The 16,255-nt window shown below is 34.8% G+C and carries 12 protein-coding genes; 6 read left to right on the top strand and 6 right to left on the bottom strand.

The features are described from left to right. Positions 1 to 21 precede the first annotated feature (21 nt). From OLM51_RS16125 to OLM51_RS16105, 5 genes are all read right to left on the bottom strand, one after another. Entirely contained in the window at positions 22 to 1,017 is a 996-nt protein-coding gene (locus OLM51_RS16125; protein WP_264551623.1) for a c-type cytochrome, read from the bottom strand. Between the two features lie 109 nt (positions 1,018 to 1,126). Beyond that, a complete protein-coding gene (locus OLM51_RS16120; protein ID WP_264551622.1) occupies positions 1,127 to 2,536 on the bottom strand; it encodes an aryl-sulfate sulfotransferase in 1,410 nt (469 codons plus the stop codon). A 97-nt stretch (positions 2,537 to 2,633) separates the two neighbouring features. After that, positions 2,634 to 4,145 carry a RagB/SusD family nutrient uptake outer membrane protein gene (locus OLM51_RS16115; RefSeq protein ID WP_264551621.1) on the bottom strand — a complete coding sequence of 504 codons (1,512 nt, stop codon included), beginning with the start codon at positions 4,143 to 4,145 and terminating at the stop codon, positions 2,634 to 2,636. A gap of 30 nt (positions 4,146 to 4,175) precedes the next feature. Beyond that, complete coding sequence (locus OLM51_RS16110) at positions 4,176 to 7,274, bottom strand: SusC/RagA family TonB-linked outer membrane protein (RefSeq protein WP_264551620.1); 3,099 nt, start codon at positions 7,272 to 7,274, stop codon at positions 4,176 to 4,178. A gap of 25 nt (positions 7,275 to 7,299) precedes the next feature. Further along, complete coding sequence (locus tag OLM51_RS16105; protein ID WP_264551619.1) at positions 7,300 to 7,446, bottom strand: hypothetical protein; 147 nt, start codon at positions 7,444 to 7,446, stop codon at positions 7,300 to 7,302. Positions 7,447 to 7,984: 538 nt separating this feature from the next. Between OLM51_RS16105 and OLM51_RS16100 the strand changes: the two genes are divergently transcribed. Continuing rightward, positions 7,985 to 8,623, top strand: a complete 639-nt coding sequence (locus OLM51_RS16100) for a sugar-binding protein (RefSeq protein WP_264551618.1) — start codon at positions 7,985 to 7,987, stop codon at positions 8,621 to 8,623. A 300-nt stretch (positions 8,624 to 8,923) separates the two neighbouring features. On the opposite strand, the gene OLM51_RS16095 is transcribed toward OLM51_RS16100, so the two are convergent. Beyond that, the gene (locus tag OLM51_RS16095; protein ID WP_264551617.1) at positions 8,924 to 9,964 is read right to left on the bottom strand and encodes a LacI family DNA-binding transcriptional regulator; all 1,041 of its coding nucleotides are present in this window, start codon (positions 9,962 to 9,964) and stop codon (positions 8,924 to 8,926) included. Positions 9,965 to 10,197: 233 nt separating this feature from the next. Here OLM51_RS16095 and OLM51_RS16090 point away from each other — a divergent pair, with 233 nt between their 5' ends. From OLM51_RS16090 to OLM51_RS16070, 5 genes are all read left to right on the top strand, one after another. Next, positions 10,198 to 11,289 (top strand): mevalonate kinase, encoded by a 1,092-nt coding sequence (locus OLM51_RS16090; protein WP_413614525.1) that lies wholly within the window; start codon positions 10,198 to 10,200, stop codon positions 11,287 to 11,289. A gap of 10 nt (positions 11,290 to 11,299) precedes the next feature. Beyond that, complete coding sequence (locus OLM51_RS16085; protein ID WP_264551615.1) at positions 11,300 to 12,175, top strand: sugar phosphate nucleotidyltransferase; 876 nt, start codon at positions 11,300 to 11,302, stop codon at positions 12,173 to 12,175. 173 nt (positions 12,176 to 12,348) lie between these two features. Next, positions 12,349 to 13,722, top strand: coding sequence for a sugar MFS transporter (locus OLM51_RS16080; RefSeq protein ID WP_264551614.1), 1,374 nt, complete (start codon positions 12,349 to 12,351; stop codon positions 13,720 to 13,722). Between the two features lie 30 nt (positions 13,723 to 13,752). Then, positions 13,753 to 15,681: a glucosamine-6-phosphate deaminase gene (gene nagB / locus OLM51_RS16075; RefSeq protein ID WP_264551613.1), complete on the top strand. Its 1,929-nt coding sequence runs from the start codon at positions 13,753 to 13,755 to the stop codon at positions 15,679 to 15,681. A 222-nt stretch (positions 15,682 to 15,903) separates the two neighbouring features. After that, positions 15,904 to 16,137 (top strand): DUF3820 family protein, encoded by a 234-nt coding sequence (locus OLM51_RS16070; protein ID WP_264551612.1) that lies wholly within the window; start codon positions 15,904 to 15,906, stop codon positions 16,135 to 16,137. Positions 16,138 to 16,255: the final 118 nt, after the last annotated feature.

Here is a 16,255-nt window from a genome sequence, read left to right as displayed (position 1 = left end):
AAATAGTCTTGTATTTTGATTTTAGTAAACGGCTTTCCATCCTTGTTTTTTCCAATACGCAATAATGGGTTTGTAAGGGCCATATTTATGCTGTTCTTCAGAAAAATTATCACTAAAAGGACCGTGAGAATAATCGATTGGTTTGCCCATTTTATTTGGATAATCAAACGTTTTTGGATTAGGTCTTGAATGTATTTTGTCATCATTTACAAATGCGGCAATATCAAAAGCTTCTTTGTCTGTAAGATAAGGTTTTCCCGGAGTTACTTTGTCGTATGGCATATTGCTTTTTAGCCATTGCGCTTGCTTAATAACGCGGTGCATACTTGACCCGGGCTGATATCCATATTCGCCCCAAAGTGGTGGGTATATATATCCTGATTTATCAGCATTGTATTGTCCTTCGCCATTGTTTCCGTGACAACGGGCACAATTTTCAACAAATAATGCTTTTCCTCTTTCGGGGCTTGCAGCCACATCTGAGAATTCAATTTCTAAATTTTTTGCTCCCTTAAAATCACCATCTTTAGGAACAAATTTGCTGATCCATTTAAAGTAAGATAAAAAAGCAACCATTTCTTTACTGTCAAGCGGAAGTGGTTTTCCGGAATGTGGTCTCATAATACAGTTGTTTACACGTTCAGCAAGTGTAAGTACTTTATTTTCACGGCCTCTGTATTGCGGATAATTATCATGTGAAGATAATAAATTAAAGGCATGAGGTTTTGTGCCCGCATCCTGATGGCAGTTGGTACAATTCATTTTATTACCTAAATATTTCCCGTTTTTACCATCCGGGCCAATATAATAGGCTGTTTTCATCATTAATTCTCTTCCGTAACGAACTGATTCTCCAAATTGATCATCAGGAATTTTTGAGGTATCAACGGTAATGTAACCTTCATCTTCCTGTTCGACAATTTTTGCTGCCAAAGTTTGAGAATTTGATTTGGTGCAGGAATTAAAAACAACAATTGGCAATGCTGAAAATAGGCCAATAAGAATTATTTTTTTCATGTTTACTATTTTTAATCTTGTTCTTCCTGCAAGGTTTTTAAAACCTTGTAGGTATTCGTATTATAATTAGATCTATAAGGTTTTAAAAACCTTGCAGGAGCATCGCTTTCTAATTTTGAAGAAAAGGCTTCAGTTTTTCTTCGGGAATAAAGATTGTTCTGTATGGCGGAATTTCAGATTCCAGAGCCCATAAAAGAACTCCTTTTTTATTTGTTAAAACCGTTATATGTCTTTTAGAACAGCAAACTAAGAACGCATCTTTGTCAATCATATAGGCACTTCCCATTCTGTCATTATAAATGTCCTTTGGTAATTTTATTTGAAAATCCAGTTTAACTGAATTGCCTTTCTCGTCAATTTTTAAAGCAAAAACAGATGATTGTTTTTTCTCTACACCATTATCAAAAAATAATAAACTACCTTCCTGATCAATGTGTGCGGCATGCGCCTGAGAGAAATTGGTGTCGGGAGCCATTTTCATTGTTCCGCCTTTTCCTAATTTCCAGATTACTTTTCCTGTTTTAGAATTTACCTTCCAGATTTGACCGTTATTGTAGAAAGAAATTAAGAAATTACCATCTGTGTCGTAATTTAAACTGTTAGCGTGTGTCCAGTCTTTCTTGGTTTTTAATATATTTTTATCTTTTAAGGGATCTAAATCATCAAAAACACTCCATTTCCATAGTTGTTTTCCTTTTTTATCTAAAATTAGAATTCCGTCTCCGTTGATCGTATCTTGTTTTTTTCCTCCAATAGAAGTTAAATCCATTATTTTTTGATCAACAGTTATGGTGACAATTTCATTGGCTGATTTTTTTATGATTTCATGGTGAATAGCTTGTTTTAAATCAGCTTGTCCTTTTTTGATGTGTGTTAAAGTATCACCTTGCAGGTTGATTTCTAAGATTTCGCTTCCGTAACTTGTTGGTTCGTCATTTGTACCTAAAATGGAGAGAATTGTTTGCTCTTTTGTAAAATGAGTTACTTTAAAACCAGTTCCTTCAAGGGTATGGTACCATCTTAAATTTCCCTGGTAATCTACAATATATGCAGTTCCCGGAGTTTCTCTTTTGGCTAAAAGCATGAATCCTCTTTTGAAATTTTGTGGTAATAGTTCTGGTTTCGGACAATTGGCTTTGAATTGTTTTTGAAGCCATTCCGGAAGTTTTCTGGATTTAAAAGTATAAATCTTACTCGGAATTTTTTCTCCATCCTGAACCGTAATAAGCTGATAGCTATAATTGGTCTCGGGAGTTATATTACAAAGAACCAAAGAATGTTTAAGGCCAATTTTTGAAATAGGGGAGGTTATTTTATTTTTTATTCCTTTTTTGTCAGACCAATATTCGGCAAATACCTGCGCATTGTCCTTCGTAGTAACATCGATCTGAATCTTCAGTTCGTTGTTGCTATGAGTCCCAATATTGATATTTGTAATACCGCCCTGATTTTTGGAACAACTTGCAAAAGCAAGTAAAACCAAAATAAAATGCCATTTTAATACTATTTTTTTGATCATCTTAAAGGATTTCTTTGTGAAACAGAAAAGTACTCAATTTGTTTAAAAAATCAGAAACAGACAGACATTTTAACTGTCTGTTTCTGATAGGGTATTCTTATTGTCTGTCGGCGTTGCTTAACTTAGGATTAAGATCGACCTGACTTTGTGGATAAGTATAATATTTATTTTGTGGCATTTTTACCAATGCTGCTTCACCAACTCTTAGGTGATAGGCATTTACAAGCACATCATATTTGTTCATTCTGATTAAATCGGCACGACGTTTTCCTTCATAGAAAAGTTCCCAGCCTCTTTCTTGTAAAATAGCATCTCTTAAAGTAGTTTGGTTATAATCTGATAAAGCCAATAATTTAGCATGCGATCTTCCTTTTACCTGATTAATAAGGTCTATAGCTTCCTGTGTTGGGCCACTAATTTCGTTTATGGCTTCGGCTCTGCTTAATAATACATCAGCATAACGCAAAATGTTTACACTATGTCCGTCATAATAAGTAGTGGTTTCATCGTCAGCATATTTTCTGGTAGAAACGTCTGGCATATAAAATTCTCCTTTAGGCGGTTGAGCACCCAATGATGGAGCTTGTTTGTGAAGTAACCCGTCTGTACCTTCAAATTCCGGGAAGAAACATTGTTTTCTTTCGTCTTCATCTCCAAAAGTGTTGTAGAAATCCCAGTTTACAGTATAATACTGCCATCTGTTTTGAACAACAGGGTGATCAATTGGCCCAAAGTGATTCAACAATTCAGTTCCATTTGTATTAGCATCACTAAGAGAAGAAAAGATGTTTTCGCTACACCATTTGTTACTTTCTTTAAACAAACCTAAATAAGAAGGAAAAAGGTGGTATTCACCTAAATCCATTACTTGCTGAGTCGTAGTGACTACTTTTTGCCAGTCATGACTACGAAGATAAAGTTTTGCTAATAAAGTAAGTGCTGCACCTTTTGTGGCGCGTGCTACATCATTAGTTCCGTAAATATTGTCGCCTTTGTAGTTTACAGGTAAAACAGCAGCAGCTTCTGTAAGTTCTTTGATAAGAAATTTATCGATGTCTTCAACAGATGTTGGAGCGGTTTGCTCCAAATAATTTGGATTTGCCAGGTTTTGATCGGTAATTAAGATAACCGGTCCCCATGAGTCGGTTAAATCCATATAAGCGGATGCTCTCAAAAATTTAGCTTCAGAAATGAATTGCGCTTTTTCAACATCTGAAATTGCAGACATTTTAGTGATATAATAAATGGCATTGTTTGCGTTTGATACCAATTTATACATCGCATTCCAGTCTTCAAGTAATAAACCATTTGCAGAGTTCCAGGTGCCTAAAGATAATTGTCCCGGATCTCCTCCATATTGACAATGCCCTAAATCTGTTGCAATATCTGTTAAAGCAAAATGTCGGGTTGCCCAGTATGAAAAGTTATCACCTACAGAAGGTCCTTTTAATCGGCCATAGATCGAGTTAATTGCTGCTATAGCATCTGACTTGGTTTGATATCCGTTTGTATTTGTTAAACTGCTATATACTGTAGGGTCCAGATCCTCATTGCACGAATATTGAAGACCTGCAGCAACTAAAAGCAATAATATTGTATATTTTTTCATTTTGATAAATTTAATGTTACTGAAAAGCTATTAATGAATTGCTATTTTTATTCCTAGTATAAATGTTCGTGAAGCAGGGAATGAGTTAAAATCAATTCCTCCTCCAAGATTTTGTGCCGTAGCATTATTAGTATGTCCATTTACTTCAGGATCGTTTCCAGAATATTTTGTAATAGTCAGTAAGTTTTGACCAATTGCATACAGTCTAATGCTATCAATAAATTTGGTTGGTTTTAAAAGACTTTCCGGGATTGAGTATCCAATTGATAAATTTTTAAGACGTAAGTATGAAGCGTCTTCTACAAATCTTGAGTTTACATAACTTCCGTATGAACTTTTGTAGTAACCATCTCTTGGGATATCAGTATTTTCATTTGTTCCTGCCACCCAACGATCCAATACGTCTGTGCTGGTTGTAGATTCTCCAACCATTCTGGTCATGTTGTAAACAGAGTAGTCAAGGGCTCCCTGAAAGAATACGTTCACATCAAAATTTCCAAATCTAAAATCATTATTAAAACCAACAATATAATGTGGAGTTGAATTTCCCAAATACGTTCTGTCCTTAGCTGTAATTTGTCCGTCACCGTCTAAATCTTCATATTTAGGATCTCCTGGCTTAGATAAAGGTTGTGGTGCATATACTTCTCCTGTCTTAACTACGCCGGCATATTTAAATCCATATAATAATCCCATTTCTTTTCCTGGCTCAAGTCTTGTAAACTCACGTCCGGAAACTGTACCACTAGGGTTAGAAGTGTTATAACTGATTATTTTTACATTGTCTGCCAGTGAAATAACTTCTTGTTTGTTATAAGCAAGGTTTAAAGATGTTCTCCAGTAGAATTTATCATTTTTAAAGTTTTCACTGCTTATACCAAGCTCAATACCTTTATTGTCAATTGTACCTGAGTTAAGTGTCTGGGTTGGGAATCCCCACCATCCTCCAACTGGCACATTCAAAAGAGCATCTGTTGTTCTTTTTTTATAGACATCGATTGTAGCTGTAAGTCTGTCGTTAAAGAATCCCATGTCTAAACCAATATTGGTTTGAGCTTGTTGTTCCCATTTAAGATCAGGATTTGCTAGATTTTTTGGCTCAGTACCACTTTCAAAAGAACCATCTGAAATTGTAGTATTCCAAGGCTGTAAAGTAGACATGTATGCATAATCTGCAATTCCGTCGTTTCCTGTAATACCGTAACTAACTCTTAATTTTAAATCAGAAATAGTTTCTAAATTTTGCATAAAAGCCTCTTTTGAGATTCTCCAGGCTACAGCTCCGGACGGGAATGTACCGTATTTGTTATTTGGACCAAAACGAGAAGAACCGTCACGTCTAATTGTAAATGAAGCCAGATATTTGTCATCAAAAGCATAACCTAACCTTCCGAAATATGAAGTAAGTTTTGTCTCTTGCTTTTGAGTTTCAGGTTTTAGATAAACAGAAGCACTTTCAAGATTGTAGTAAGTCAATATATCATTAGCAAAACCAGAACCAGAAGCTTTCATTCTTTCGTAAGTATCTTTTTGGTTTGATGTTCCCACCATTGCTGTAAAAGAGTGATGTTCTTTTATATTGAACTTATACGTTAAATATTGTTCAGTACTCCATCTAAAATAAGTTTTGTTTTCCTCAGATCCCGTACCATTCAAAGCTGCTCCTGCAACAAGAGTTCGTGGCGTATATTTGCCCTGAATATTTTCCTGCCATTCTGCACCTGCTCCAAAATGATAGGTCAGGCCTTTAATAATTTCATAATCCATAAACATGTTTCCATTTACCAATCTGTTGATGGTATGGTCAGTTGGTTCCAGCAAAAGAGCCAAAGCATTATCTTTTCCTTGGAATTTATAATAAGTACCATCTTCATTGTAAATAGGAATTGATGGAGGAGCTGTCTGGATAGAAAACATTGGAGATAAAATATTATCACCAAAATCACTATTATGTCCTTCACTTGCAGCTCCGTATACGTTTGCTCCAACAGTTACTTTTTCTGTGAATTTTTTCTCAGCTCCAATACGTACAGTATATCTTGTAAAGTCTGTATTTTCTATTGCTCCGGTTTGTTTTAAATAATTTCCGGATAAGAAAAATTTAGAGGTTTTATCGCTTCCGCTAAAAGTTAATGTTCTGTTTAGTACTTCTCCGGGACGTGTTGCTGCCTTAAACCAGTTGGTATTTGCAATTGGAAAATCTGAAGAAAAAACCGGTGGTCTTCCATTTTCAGCCGCAATAGCATTTTGAATAGAAGCATATTGTTGCCCGTTTATCAATGAAGGTTCCTGAATAATATTTTGAAAACCATCTGAAATTTCTCCTTCAATCTGCATTTTGCCTGAGGCTCCTTTTTTGGTCGTAATCATGATAACTCCGTTTCCACCTCGCGAACCATAAATTGCTGTAGAAGCGGCATCTTTAAGAATTTGAATACTTTCGATATCATTTGGACTGATAGAGGCACCCGTACTTGTAATAAAACCGTCTACCACATAAAGGGGAGCGTTTGAAGTCGTAATAGAGTTTCCACCTCTAACAACTATTGTAGGAGTAGTCCCTGGCGCATAACTGTTTTGTTGTACCTGAACCCCAGATGCACGTCCTTGAAGTGCCTGACCAACATTGGCAACTGTACCACCTAAATTTAAGTTGTCTTTTCCAACAGAGGCTACAGAACCGGTAAGATCCTTTTTCTTAGCTTTTCCGTATCCAATAACGATCTCTTCCAGTTTTTGTCCTGCTTCTTTCATGACAATTTTCAGAGGAGAAGTTCCTATAGTAACCTCCTGATCTTCCATGCCAATGTAGGTAATCACCAGTTTAGTCACATTATCTGCTACGGTAATGGCAAAACTTCCGTCAACATCGGTCTGAACTCCTTTGTTTGTTCCTTTAACTACAACATTTACACCCGGAAGTGGTAAACCATTCTGATCTGTAACAGTACCTTTTATTGTTTTTTCAAAAAACAATGAAGTTTTGTTTTTGGCTGACGCATTTATTGATGAAGCCGCCGGAGCCTGAAATGTAAAAACTAATAACGATAAAAGTGTTAGTTTGAATTCTTTTCCGGATAAATTGTTAATCCGAAAATCTCTTGGCTTTTTTTGGGTTAATAATTTCATACTTAAAATTGGTTTTGGTTAATGTTTAATTGTTTTTTGCCGTTTGTAGGTTTTGGATTTCTTTTTTAATTCCGGAACTCATTTTTGTTTTTTTAATGACGTGTATTTGAATTATTTTTTTTGAAAATCCGCTTTCCTTTTTTAATCCAAAAGTTGGGTTATTTCGTTCCATTTTATCTGTTTTTGAAGAGTCAAAATCGGCTAAAATTTTATAGAATTAACTTAGTTTTAAGATTAATACAGGACGAAACTATTGATTATATTTTTATAAAACAAGAAAAAACACAAAAAATGTGCTCGAACACACAAAATTAATGTTCTCGAGCACATAAAATTGTACGAAACGTTTTTTTTGACTTAAAATGATGTGATTTTTATAAAATATTTCAGAAATAAAAGCGCCTCTATATTTGGAGGGTTTTTATATGAAATTGCTATTTGATTGAAGAATGAATAAGGTTTAATTAATTTCTTGTGAATTTCGCAATCACAAAACCTAAATAATAGAAATTAAACAGGGTTTTCTTATGGGTTTATTTTTTAATTATAAGTAATTTGACCTTTTTTTATTTCTTAATTAAGAAGGTTTTTATTCTTAAAATTTAGACTACCTTGGCGAGCAGAAAAAATAGTAGCAGAAGAGGTTAAATCTTAAGCTATTTTGAGTTTGATTAAAAATCAAAAATTAACAAAAATTAAGAGTCAATATAATGAAAGAATATCAGGTAATTTTAATAGATAAAAATAGTACAGATGATGTCGAAATTTTGAATTCTTCCCTTTGGGAAAATGCAAATTGTTTAACTGATTTTTCTTCGCCCTGGAAAAATGATCCCATATCTAAAATTGAATTTAGGGCACTTTGGGATCTTGAAAATCTCTATTTTAATTTCCGCGTTTTTGACACGGATATATATATTGATCAAAAAGATGACAGTATTGATAGCATAGGGAATTCTGATAGGGTAGAACTCTTTTTTAGAGCAAATAAAACTTTAGATCCTTATTATTGTCTGGAAATGGATACTTCGACCAGAGTAATGGATTTTAAAGCGCGTCCTGATAAGAATTTTGATTTTAACTGGGATTGGCCTAAAGAGGATTTGAAATTGATAGCATCAGTAGATAAAGTTTCTTTTACTGTTGTGGGCAGAATAAGTATTGCGTCTTTAAACAGATTAAATTTAATTCAAAACAATACTATCGAAACTGGGGTTTACAGGGCTAAGTTTTCTAAAAAGGAGAATCAAAATTATGAGCCAACCTGGATAAGCTGGGTTGATCCAGATACCGAAACTCCAAATTTTCATACGGCATCTTCTTTTGGGAAATTTATTTTGATGAAATAGGTTTTTTAAGGTTCTAAGGTACTGAGGTTCTTAGATACTAAGGTTTCTAAGTGAAGGATGTTTTTTTTTTTTTTTTTGCATTTGCAAAAAAAATGCAGCGTATAGCTGCAAAGTCTGTGTGTCATTTTTTACCATATAGTATCGTCGCAAAGTTTAAAGGAAACCAGTGTAAACCAGTTGAATCCGTATAATCTGTGCGCTGTTTTTACTTTTAGCAGGAAGTTTTATCAGATAGTTTAAAAAGAAACCTGCACAAACCTGTTTAATCCGTAAAATTGGTGTGCGATTTTTTACGACTCCTTATGAAACGTAGAAAGAAGCATTTTCGACATTAATAATATCGATTGGCAATAATATAGTATCTGGAATTTCTTTTCTAAACAAAAAGTGATCGACTAAAGTACTGACACCCAAATAAGCCTGTCTTTTTTGATTTTGATGAATTAAAAAATGCAATAGTCCGTCATTTAGGAAATTGACATTTTTCTCAATTAAATCATATCCAATCAATGCGATCTTTTTGTTTTTGAAAGAAGATAAGATTGTTGCAATCTGATATGCTTTTGATGTAGTAATAAAAATTCCGCTTAAATCCGGATTCTCTTCCAGGAAGGCAGAAAACTTCGTTTCTATATTTGAATTTTTTAATTTTAAAGTTGTTAAAGTAAAATCTGAAAGTTTTGTTTCTTCAAAGTAATTTCTGAATCCTTTTTCCTTCTCCTGCATGTGAACAGCGTTTTTAAGGCTTTCATCAATATGAATAATAGCAAGTTGACCTTTAGGCAGAATAAGTTTCATCAAACTGGCAGCGACACGACCGCTTTTATATAAATCCTGTCCAACAAAGCTCTTAATGGATGAAGATTCTACCTGGTTATTAAAAGTATTTACCATAATACCCAATTCATCATATTGCTTGATGATTTCAATAGTTTCCTTATGAAATAACGGAGCCAGTAAAACCGCATCAGGTGACTTTTCGATAATCGTTTCGTGGGTTTTCAGAAAAGATTTTTTGCTTTCCGGATTAAAATAGTGCGTTTCAATAATAACGCTGTAGGCTTTAAACTCGGCAATAGCATCCTGAATTCCGTTCACGCACGGAAGCCAGTACGGGTCAATTTCAGGATCCGGAAGTAAAACACAAATGCGATAAACTTTGGTGCTTTTTAAGTTTCTGGCAATTAAGTTGGGTTCGTAATCTATCACATTCAAAACCTCATTGATTTTTTCAAGCGCCGTAGGAGAAACCTTTCCTCTGTTGTGCAAAACCCGATCGACAGTTCCCTTAGAAACTCCGGCCATTTTTGCAATATCCTTTATCGTGTACTTTTTATCCATATAAGCAAATATAGAAACTTTGATTTAATTATTGTAAAAAAACTTTACTGAAGCAGCATTGTGTGCTCGAGAACATTATTTAAGTGTGTTCGAGCACATTTTTTGTTTTTTTCTTGTTTTATCAAAATATAATCTATAGTTTCGTAAAATCAAAACCGAAAAGATAAAATAAATTTATAACCAAAAATCATTGTAATTATTTGTTTTACAGTGATTTAATGTACTACTTTTAAGTGAAAAAAATTACTTCATTAGCCCCGGGCCGCACGTGTCTCTTTGGAGATCATCAGGACTATTTAGGATTGCCCGTTATAGCCTGTGCTATAAATCGAAATATACGGTTGTCTGCAGTGCAAAATAAGACCAGCACATTTGTTATTAATATGATTGATATTAATGAAATTCGTGTAATCGATATTAATGCCATTTTTGAAAAACTAGAACCACGTGATTATTTTGCATCCTCCTTACGTGTCTTGCGCAGGCATGGCTGTATTCCAGATGTAGGTTATGATATCGTCATTACAGGAGATATTCCAATCAATTCTGGAACATCAAGTTCTTCGGCTTTATTAATGGCGTGGATTCGCTTTTTAATTGCTGCTTTTGGAGTAGATGATGAAGTGACTTGCGAATTTATTGCAAAGATTGGATATGCCTCTGAAGTTCTGGAACACGGAGAACCAGGCGGAATGATGGATCATTTTAGTATAGGCGTAGGGAATATTGTGTATATCAATACCAAAGATCCTTTTTCATATCGTTCCGTAGGAACAGAGTTAAAAGGCTTGATCACAGGGGTTTCCGGAGTTCCAAAAGAGACGATAGGGTTAATTGGTGAACTAAAAGGAAATGCCTTAATGGCGATCGATCTTGTTAAACAAAGTTATCCTGACTTTGACTTAAATGCTTCTGAAATTGAGGATGTTGATCGTTATAAAAATTGCCTTCCGGATCGTTTGATTCCGTTTTTTGAAGCAGCTCTAAAAAACTATCATTATACAAAAGAGGCATTAAAAGAGTTCGAAAAACCAGTTTTAGATCTTAAAAAAATAGGTGAATTGATGAATGAGCATCACGCTGTTCTTAGAGATTTATTGAAAATTACGGTTCCGCGAATCGACGATATGGTAAATGCAGCATTACGTGCAGGAGCATATGGTGCAAAAATTGTTGGTTCAGGAGGCGGAGGAAGTATTGTTGTAATAGCAGATCCTAAAAAAGAGGAGCAGGTTATCGAAGCTATTTTGGAGGCCGGCGCTCAGGAAGCTTATGCTGTGAGTGTAGATCCTGGTGTTAGGATTATAGAAAATATTGAAATTTAGAGAAATAGGTATGCATAATAATTTAGTTATTCTTGCTGGTGGAGCATCATCCCGCATGAAAAAAGAAGCAGTTTTAGATAATTTATCTCCGGAAGAAATCGCGCAGGCAAACGAAAGAAGCAAAGGTCTTATCGGGGTAGGGTCGAGCGGGAGACCATTATTGGATTATTTATTATTAAACGCTAAAAAAGCAGGTTACAAAAACATTTATATCATTATTGGAGAGCAAGGAGAGTTGTTTAAAGAATTCTACGGAAGCCAAAATAGGAATAATGATTTTCATGGTCTTAATATTTCATTTGCTGTGCAATATATTCCAGAGGGAAGAGTAAAGCCATTTGGAACCGCAGATGCTTTGTTTCAGGCCGTAGAGCAGTTTCCGGAGCTTAATGAGCAGGAATATTCAGTTTGTAACAGTGATAATTTATATTCTGCTGCAGCTTTATTGGCGCTGAGAGAAACGACAAGTCCAAACGCTTTTATTAGTTATGATCGTGACGCAATGGAATTTCCTTTAGAGCGAATTTCGCGTTTTGCGATTGCCAAATTAGATGAAAATAATCAGCTTTTAGATATTTTAGAAAAACCAACAGCTGAGGATTTAGAACATTATAAAGATGTTGATGGAAGAATCAGAGTAAGTATGAATGCCTTTAAATTTACGGGTAAAACATTATATCCGCATCTTAAAAACTGTCCTGTACATCCTGAAAGAGATGAAAAAGAATTGCCGACAGTTCTTTTAAATTCGGTAAAAGAACATCCTAATACAACTTTAGGAATTCCGTTTTCAGAGCATGTTCCTGACCTGACTGCAAAAGAAGATATTTCTGAAGTTAAAGCCTATTTACAAAAGCATTATCCGGTGTTAAACTGGGAGAATTAAAAATTAACAAAAAATTTATATCTAAATTAGAGATTGGTACTATTTAATACGCTACTTTTGTCAATGCAAAAAATATGCAGATATTTGCATAAAAAACGCAAAGCAATTTATAAAGTGTTGATTCCATTTAGATTTAAAGAAAAAAATCTATTAACAAATTAACCAAAAGTATTATGTCAAACATTGAAAGTGCCATACAAATAAATAAAAGGAGCGCCATTATTCCGATGGTTATTCTGACTGCTTTGTTTTTTATTCTCGGATTTGTGACCTGGTTAAACGGACCGCTTATTCCGTTTTTTGAACTTGCCTGCGAGTTGACTTCTTCGCAAGCTTATTTTGTAACTTTTGCTTTTTATATTGCCTATTTTGTGATGGCAGTGCCATCTTCGTGGATTATTGAAAAGGTAGGGTATAAAAACGGAATTTCATTAGGATTACTAATTATTGCATGCGGCGCCTTTATTTTTTATCCTGCAGCAGAAAGCCGTACTTTTTTATTGTTCTTAATAGCGCTTTTTGTGATGGGAACAGGTTTGGCAATTCTGCAAACTGCTTCAAATCCTTATGTAGTTGTAATTGGTCCCAGAGAAAGTGCTGCAGCCCGAATTAGCGTATTAGGAATTGCTAATAAGCTGGCAGGATTTGTAGCGCCCATTATCTTAACCGCGTTGGTTTTGTCTAATATGCAGGATTTTACAGCAGACAAAATTGCAATGCTGGATTCAGTTGCAAAATCAAATGCTTTAAATTCTCTTGCATTGCAATTACAAAGGCCTTATCTTTATATGGGCTTGATAATTATGGTTTTAGCCTTTTTGGTAAAATTGTCTCCACTCCCGGAAATTGATTTAGATGAAGATGGAAATGTAGCACATTTAAGTATTTTCAAGCAAGTTAGAAATGCATTAAGACGTCCGCAACTAGTTTTAGGTGTAATCACTTTAATGTTGTATCTGGCTGCCGAAGTTTTGGCCGGAGATTCTATTGGAGGCTTCGGAAAGCAATTAGGGGTCTATGGAGAAGAAGGAAATTTTTATTTAAAATTAACCTCCTTTACCATGTCGGCAATGGTTGTTGGATATATATTAGGAATAACATTAATTCCAAAATACCTTTCGCAGGTTACGGCCTTAAAGGGATCTGGTATTTTGGGTATAATTTTAGTTTTGGCAATCGTTATGATTTCCCCAAAAGCAATGATTCAGTTGCCGGGAATTCCAAATTTGCCTATTGTAATTCTTTTAGTAGCATTATTAGGTTTGGCAAATGCACTTTGCTGGCCGGCAATCTGGCCAATGGCATTAGAAGACTTAGGTGGCTATACTAAAATTGGAAGCGCAATTTTAATTATGGGAATTATCGGTGGTGCTATTTTTCCTTTATTATACGGTTTAATTACCGAAACTATCAATACATCAAATATAGCAGCTGGTACACAGGGAATTTCAAAAAGCGGAAATCAGCTGGCATATTTAATGCTTTTACCATCTTATTTAATGATTCTTTTTTACGCAGTAAAAGGGCATAAATACAGAAGATGGTAGTTTACTGAGAAATTAAAAATAAACTATATCATGTTAAAAAGTAAAATCGACAAAGCAACAGGGTTCGAAAAACGATTCGAAAACATCAATACAGTTGTTTTTGAAAATTCTTCTGAGGCTTCAAAAGCAGTAGCTCAGGAAATTGCAGCATTAATTCAATCTAAGCAAAAGGAAAATCTTCCTTGTATTTTAGGACTTGCAACGGGTTCTTCTCCAAAAGGATTGTATGCTGAATTAGTTCGTCTTCATAAAGAGGAAGGTCTGAGTTTTAAAAACGTAATTAGCTTCAATCTGGATGAGTATTATCCTATGGAGCCAAATTCAATCAACAGTTATGTTCGTTTCATGAAAGAGCTTTTGTTTGATCATGTCGATATTTTACCTGAAAACGCTCATGTTCCGGACGGACTTTTGACAAAAGAGCAAATTGCAGATTACTGTCACGAATATGAAGCTAAAATCGAAGCTTTAGGCGGGATTGATCTTCAAATTCTTGGAATTGGAGGAAACGGACATATTGGTTTCAACGAGTCCGGTTCACTTCAGAACTCTAAAACACGTTTAGTCGCTTTAGATCACATTACAAGAGTTGCAGCAAGTAAAGATTTCTTCGGATTAAATAATACACCAAGAACAGCAATTACGCTTGGAGTAAAAAAAATCATGGAAGCAAAAAGAGTAATCTTATTAGCTTGGGGAGAAGGAAAAGCAAATATTGTAAAAAAATCAGTTGAGGATGAAGTTACGAACAGAGTTCCAGCTTCATTTTTGCAAGAGCACAACAATGCAGTTTTTATTTTAGATAAAGAAGCTTCTTCAAAACTTACAAGAATCAATAAGCCTTGGCTGGTTGAAAAAATTGTGTGGACAGACAAACTGATCCGTAAAGCAGTTTTAGGATTGGCATTAGATCTTAAAAAACCAATCTTAATGCTTACTGATGCTGATTATATCGAGAACGGAATGAGTGATTTATTGGCAGATTCTGGTCCGGCGTATGATATCAATATCAAGATTTTTAATAAATTACAAAATACAATTACAGGCTGGCCAGGTGGAAAACCAAATTCAGACGATGCAAACCGTCCTGAAAGAGCGGAACCAGCCAAAAAACGTGTATTGATTTTCAGTCCGCACCCAGATGATGATATTATTAGTATGGGAGGAACTTTTATGCGTTTGCAGGAGCAGGGGCATGAAGTGCATGTGGCCTACCAAACTTCTGGAAATATTGCAGTTGCAGATGATGAGGCATTGCGTTTTGCAAGATTCGTAATTGATTACAACGAAAAGTTCGGAATCAAAAGTGAAGAAGCAGATAATATTTACCAAAAAGCACAAACATTTTTAGAAAATAAAAAGAATAGTGAAATTGATATTCCTGAAGTACGTTATATTAAAGGTTTAATCAGAAAAGGTGAGGCGAGAGCAACCAGTCATTTTGTTGGTTTGCCAGATTCACAGATTCATTTTATGGAATTGCCTTTCTATGAAACCGGAACAATCGAGAAAAAACCGATCGGACCAGAAGATATTCAATTAACGGTTGATTTAATTGAAAAAATTAAACCACACCAAATTTATGCAGCAGGAGATTTAGCAGATCCGCACGGAACCCATAAAGTTTGTCTGGATGCTATTTTTGAAGCGGTTAAAGTTTTAAAACCAAAAGAATTCATGAACGATTGTTGGTTATGGTTATATCGTGGAGCTTGGCAGGAATGGGGAATTGACGAAGTTGAAATGGCAGTGCCAATGAGCCCTGATCAGGTTTTAGCAAAACGTCACGGAATTTTCAAACATCAGTCGCAAAAAGACGGAGTTGTTTTCCAGGGAACCGATGCAAGAGAGTTCTGGCAAAGAGCTGAAGACAGAAATGGTGAGACAGCAGCTTTATACCACCAGTTAGGTTTAGCGACTTATGCTGCAATGGAAGCTTTTGTGAGATGGCATTACTAAGATGCTGAGATTCTAAGGGACTAAGATTGTAAGTTTTTTAGCTCTTTAAATATTCGCCACGAATTCACGAATTATATTTAAATCAATTCGTGAATTCGTGGCGAAAATCTTTTAAATCCTTTTAATCTGTGGCAAAAGAAAAAATAAATGATAGTTTTGCACGCAACTAAAATAAGCTGAACAATCTATTTTCTTTCTTCTAGCTTCTTTCTTCTTAAAAAAATGGAACAAGACAAAAAACTGCTCATAAAATTAGCTCATACCAAAATGCCTTTCGGGAAATACGAAGGACGTTTTTTAATCGATCTACCCGAATATTATGTGGTTTGGTATCATAATAAAGGCTTTCCAAAAGGAGAATTAGGGCAGCAATTGCAGCTTATTTACGAGTTAAAGCTAAACGGATTGGAGGAATTGATTAGAAACATTAAAAAGCAATATCCAAAACCTGTTTAAATAGTAAGAAAAATCTTTGGTGGTTTAGTTGTTTTTATTTAAGTTTGATAAACAAAAAAATATTATAATTTTAAATAAAGTGGTACCACTAAATTCAAGACTGAATTATTAAATGTGT

This window comes from Flavobacterium sp. N2038 (genome assembly GCF_025947185.1).
In the GTDB taxonomy this organism is placed as follows: Bacteria; Bacteroidota; Bacteroidia; order Flavobacteriales; family Flavobacteriaceae; genus Flavobacterium.
This window is presented reverse-complemented; position numbering and strand designations above follow the sequence as displayed.

Coding starts and splice junctions, on each gene's coding strand:
- OLM51_RS16125 (WP_264551623.1), bottom strand. CDS start 1,017: ATGAAAAAAATAATTCTTATTGGCCTATTTTCAGCATTGCCAATTGTT.
- OLM51_RS16120 (WP_264551622.1), bottom strand. CDS start 2,536: ATGATCAAAAAAATAGTATTAAAATGGCATTTTATTTTGGTTTTACTT.
- OLM51_RS16115 (WP_264551621.1), bottom strand. CDS start 4,145: ATGAAAAAATATACAATATTATTGCTTTTAGTTGCTGCAGGTCTTCAA.
- OLM51_RS16110 (WP_264551620.1), bottom strand. CDS start 7,274: ATGAAATTATTAACCCAAAAAAAGCCAAGAGATTTTCGGATTAACAAT.
- OLM51_RS16105 (WP_264551619.1), bottom strand. CDS start 7,446: ATGGAACGAAATAACCCAACTTTTGGATTAAAAAAGGAAAGCGGATTT.
- OLM51_RS16100 (WP_264551618.1), top strand. CDS start 7,985: ATGAAAGAATATCAGGTAATTTTAATAGATAAAAATAGTACAGATGAT.
- OLM51_RS16095 (WP_264551617.1), bottom strand. CDS start 9,964: ATGGATAAAAAGTACACGATAAAGGATATTGCAAAAATGGCCGGAGTT.
- OLM51_RS16085 (WP_264551615.1), top strand. CDS start 11,300: ATGCATAATAATTTAGTTATTCTTGCTGGTGGAGCATCATCCCGCATG.
- OLM51_RS16080 (WP_264551614.1), top strand. CDS start 12,349: ATGTCAAACATTGAAAGTGCCATACAAATAAATAAAAGGAGCGCCATT.
- nagB (WP_264551613.1), top strand. CDS start 13,753: ATGTTAAAAAGTAAAATCGACAAAGCAACAGGGTTCGAAAAACGATTC.
- OLM51_RS16070 (WP_264551612.1), top strand. CDS start 15,904: ATGGAACAAGACAAAAAACTGCTCATAAAATTAGCTCATACCAAAATG.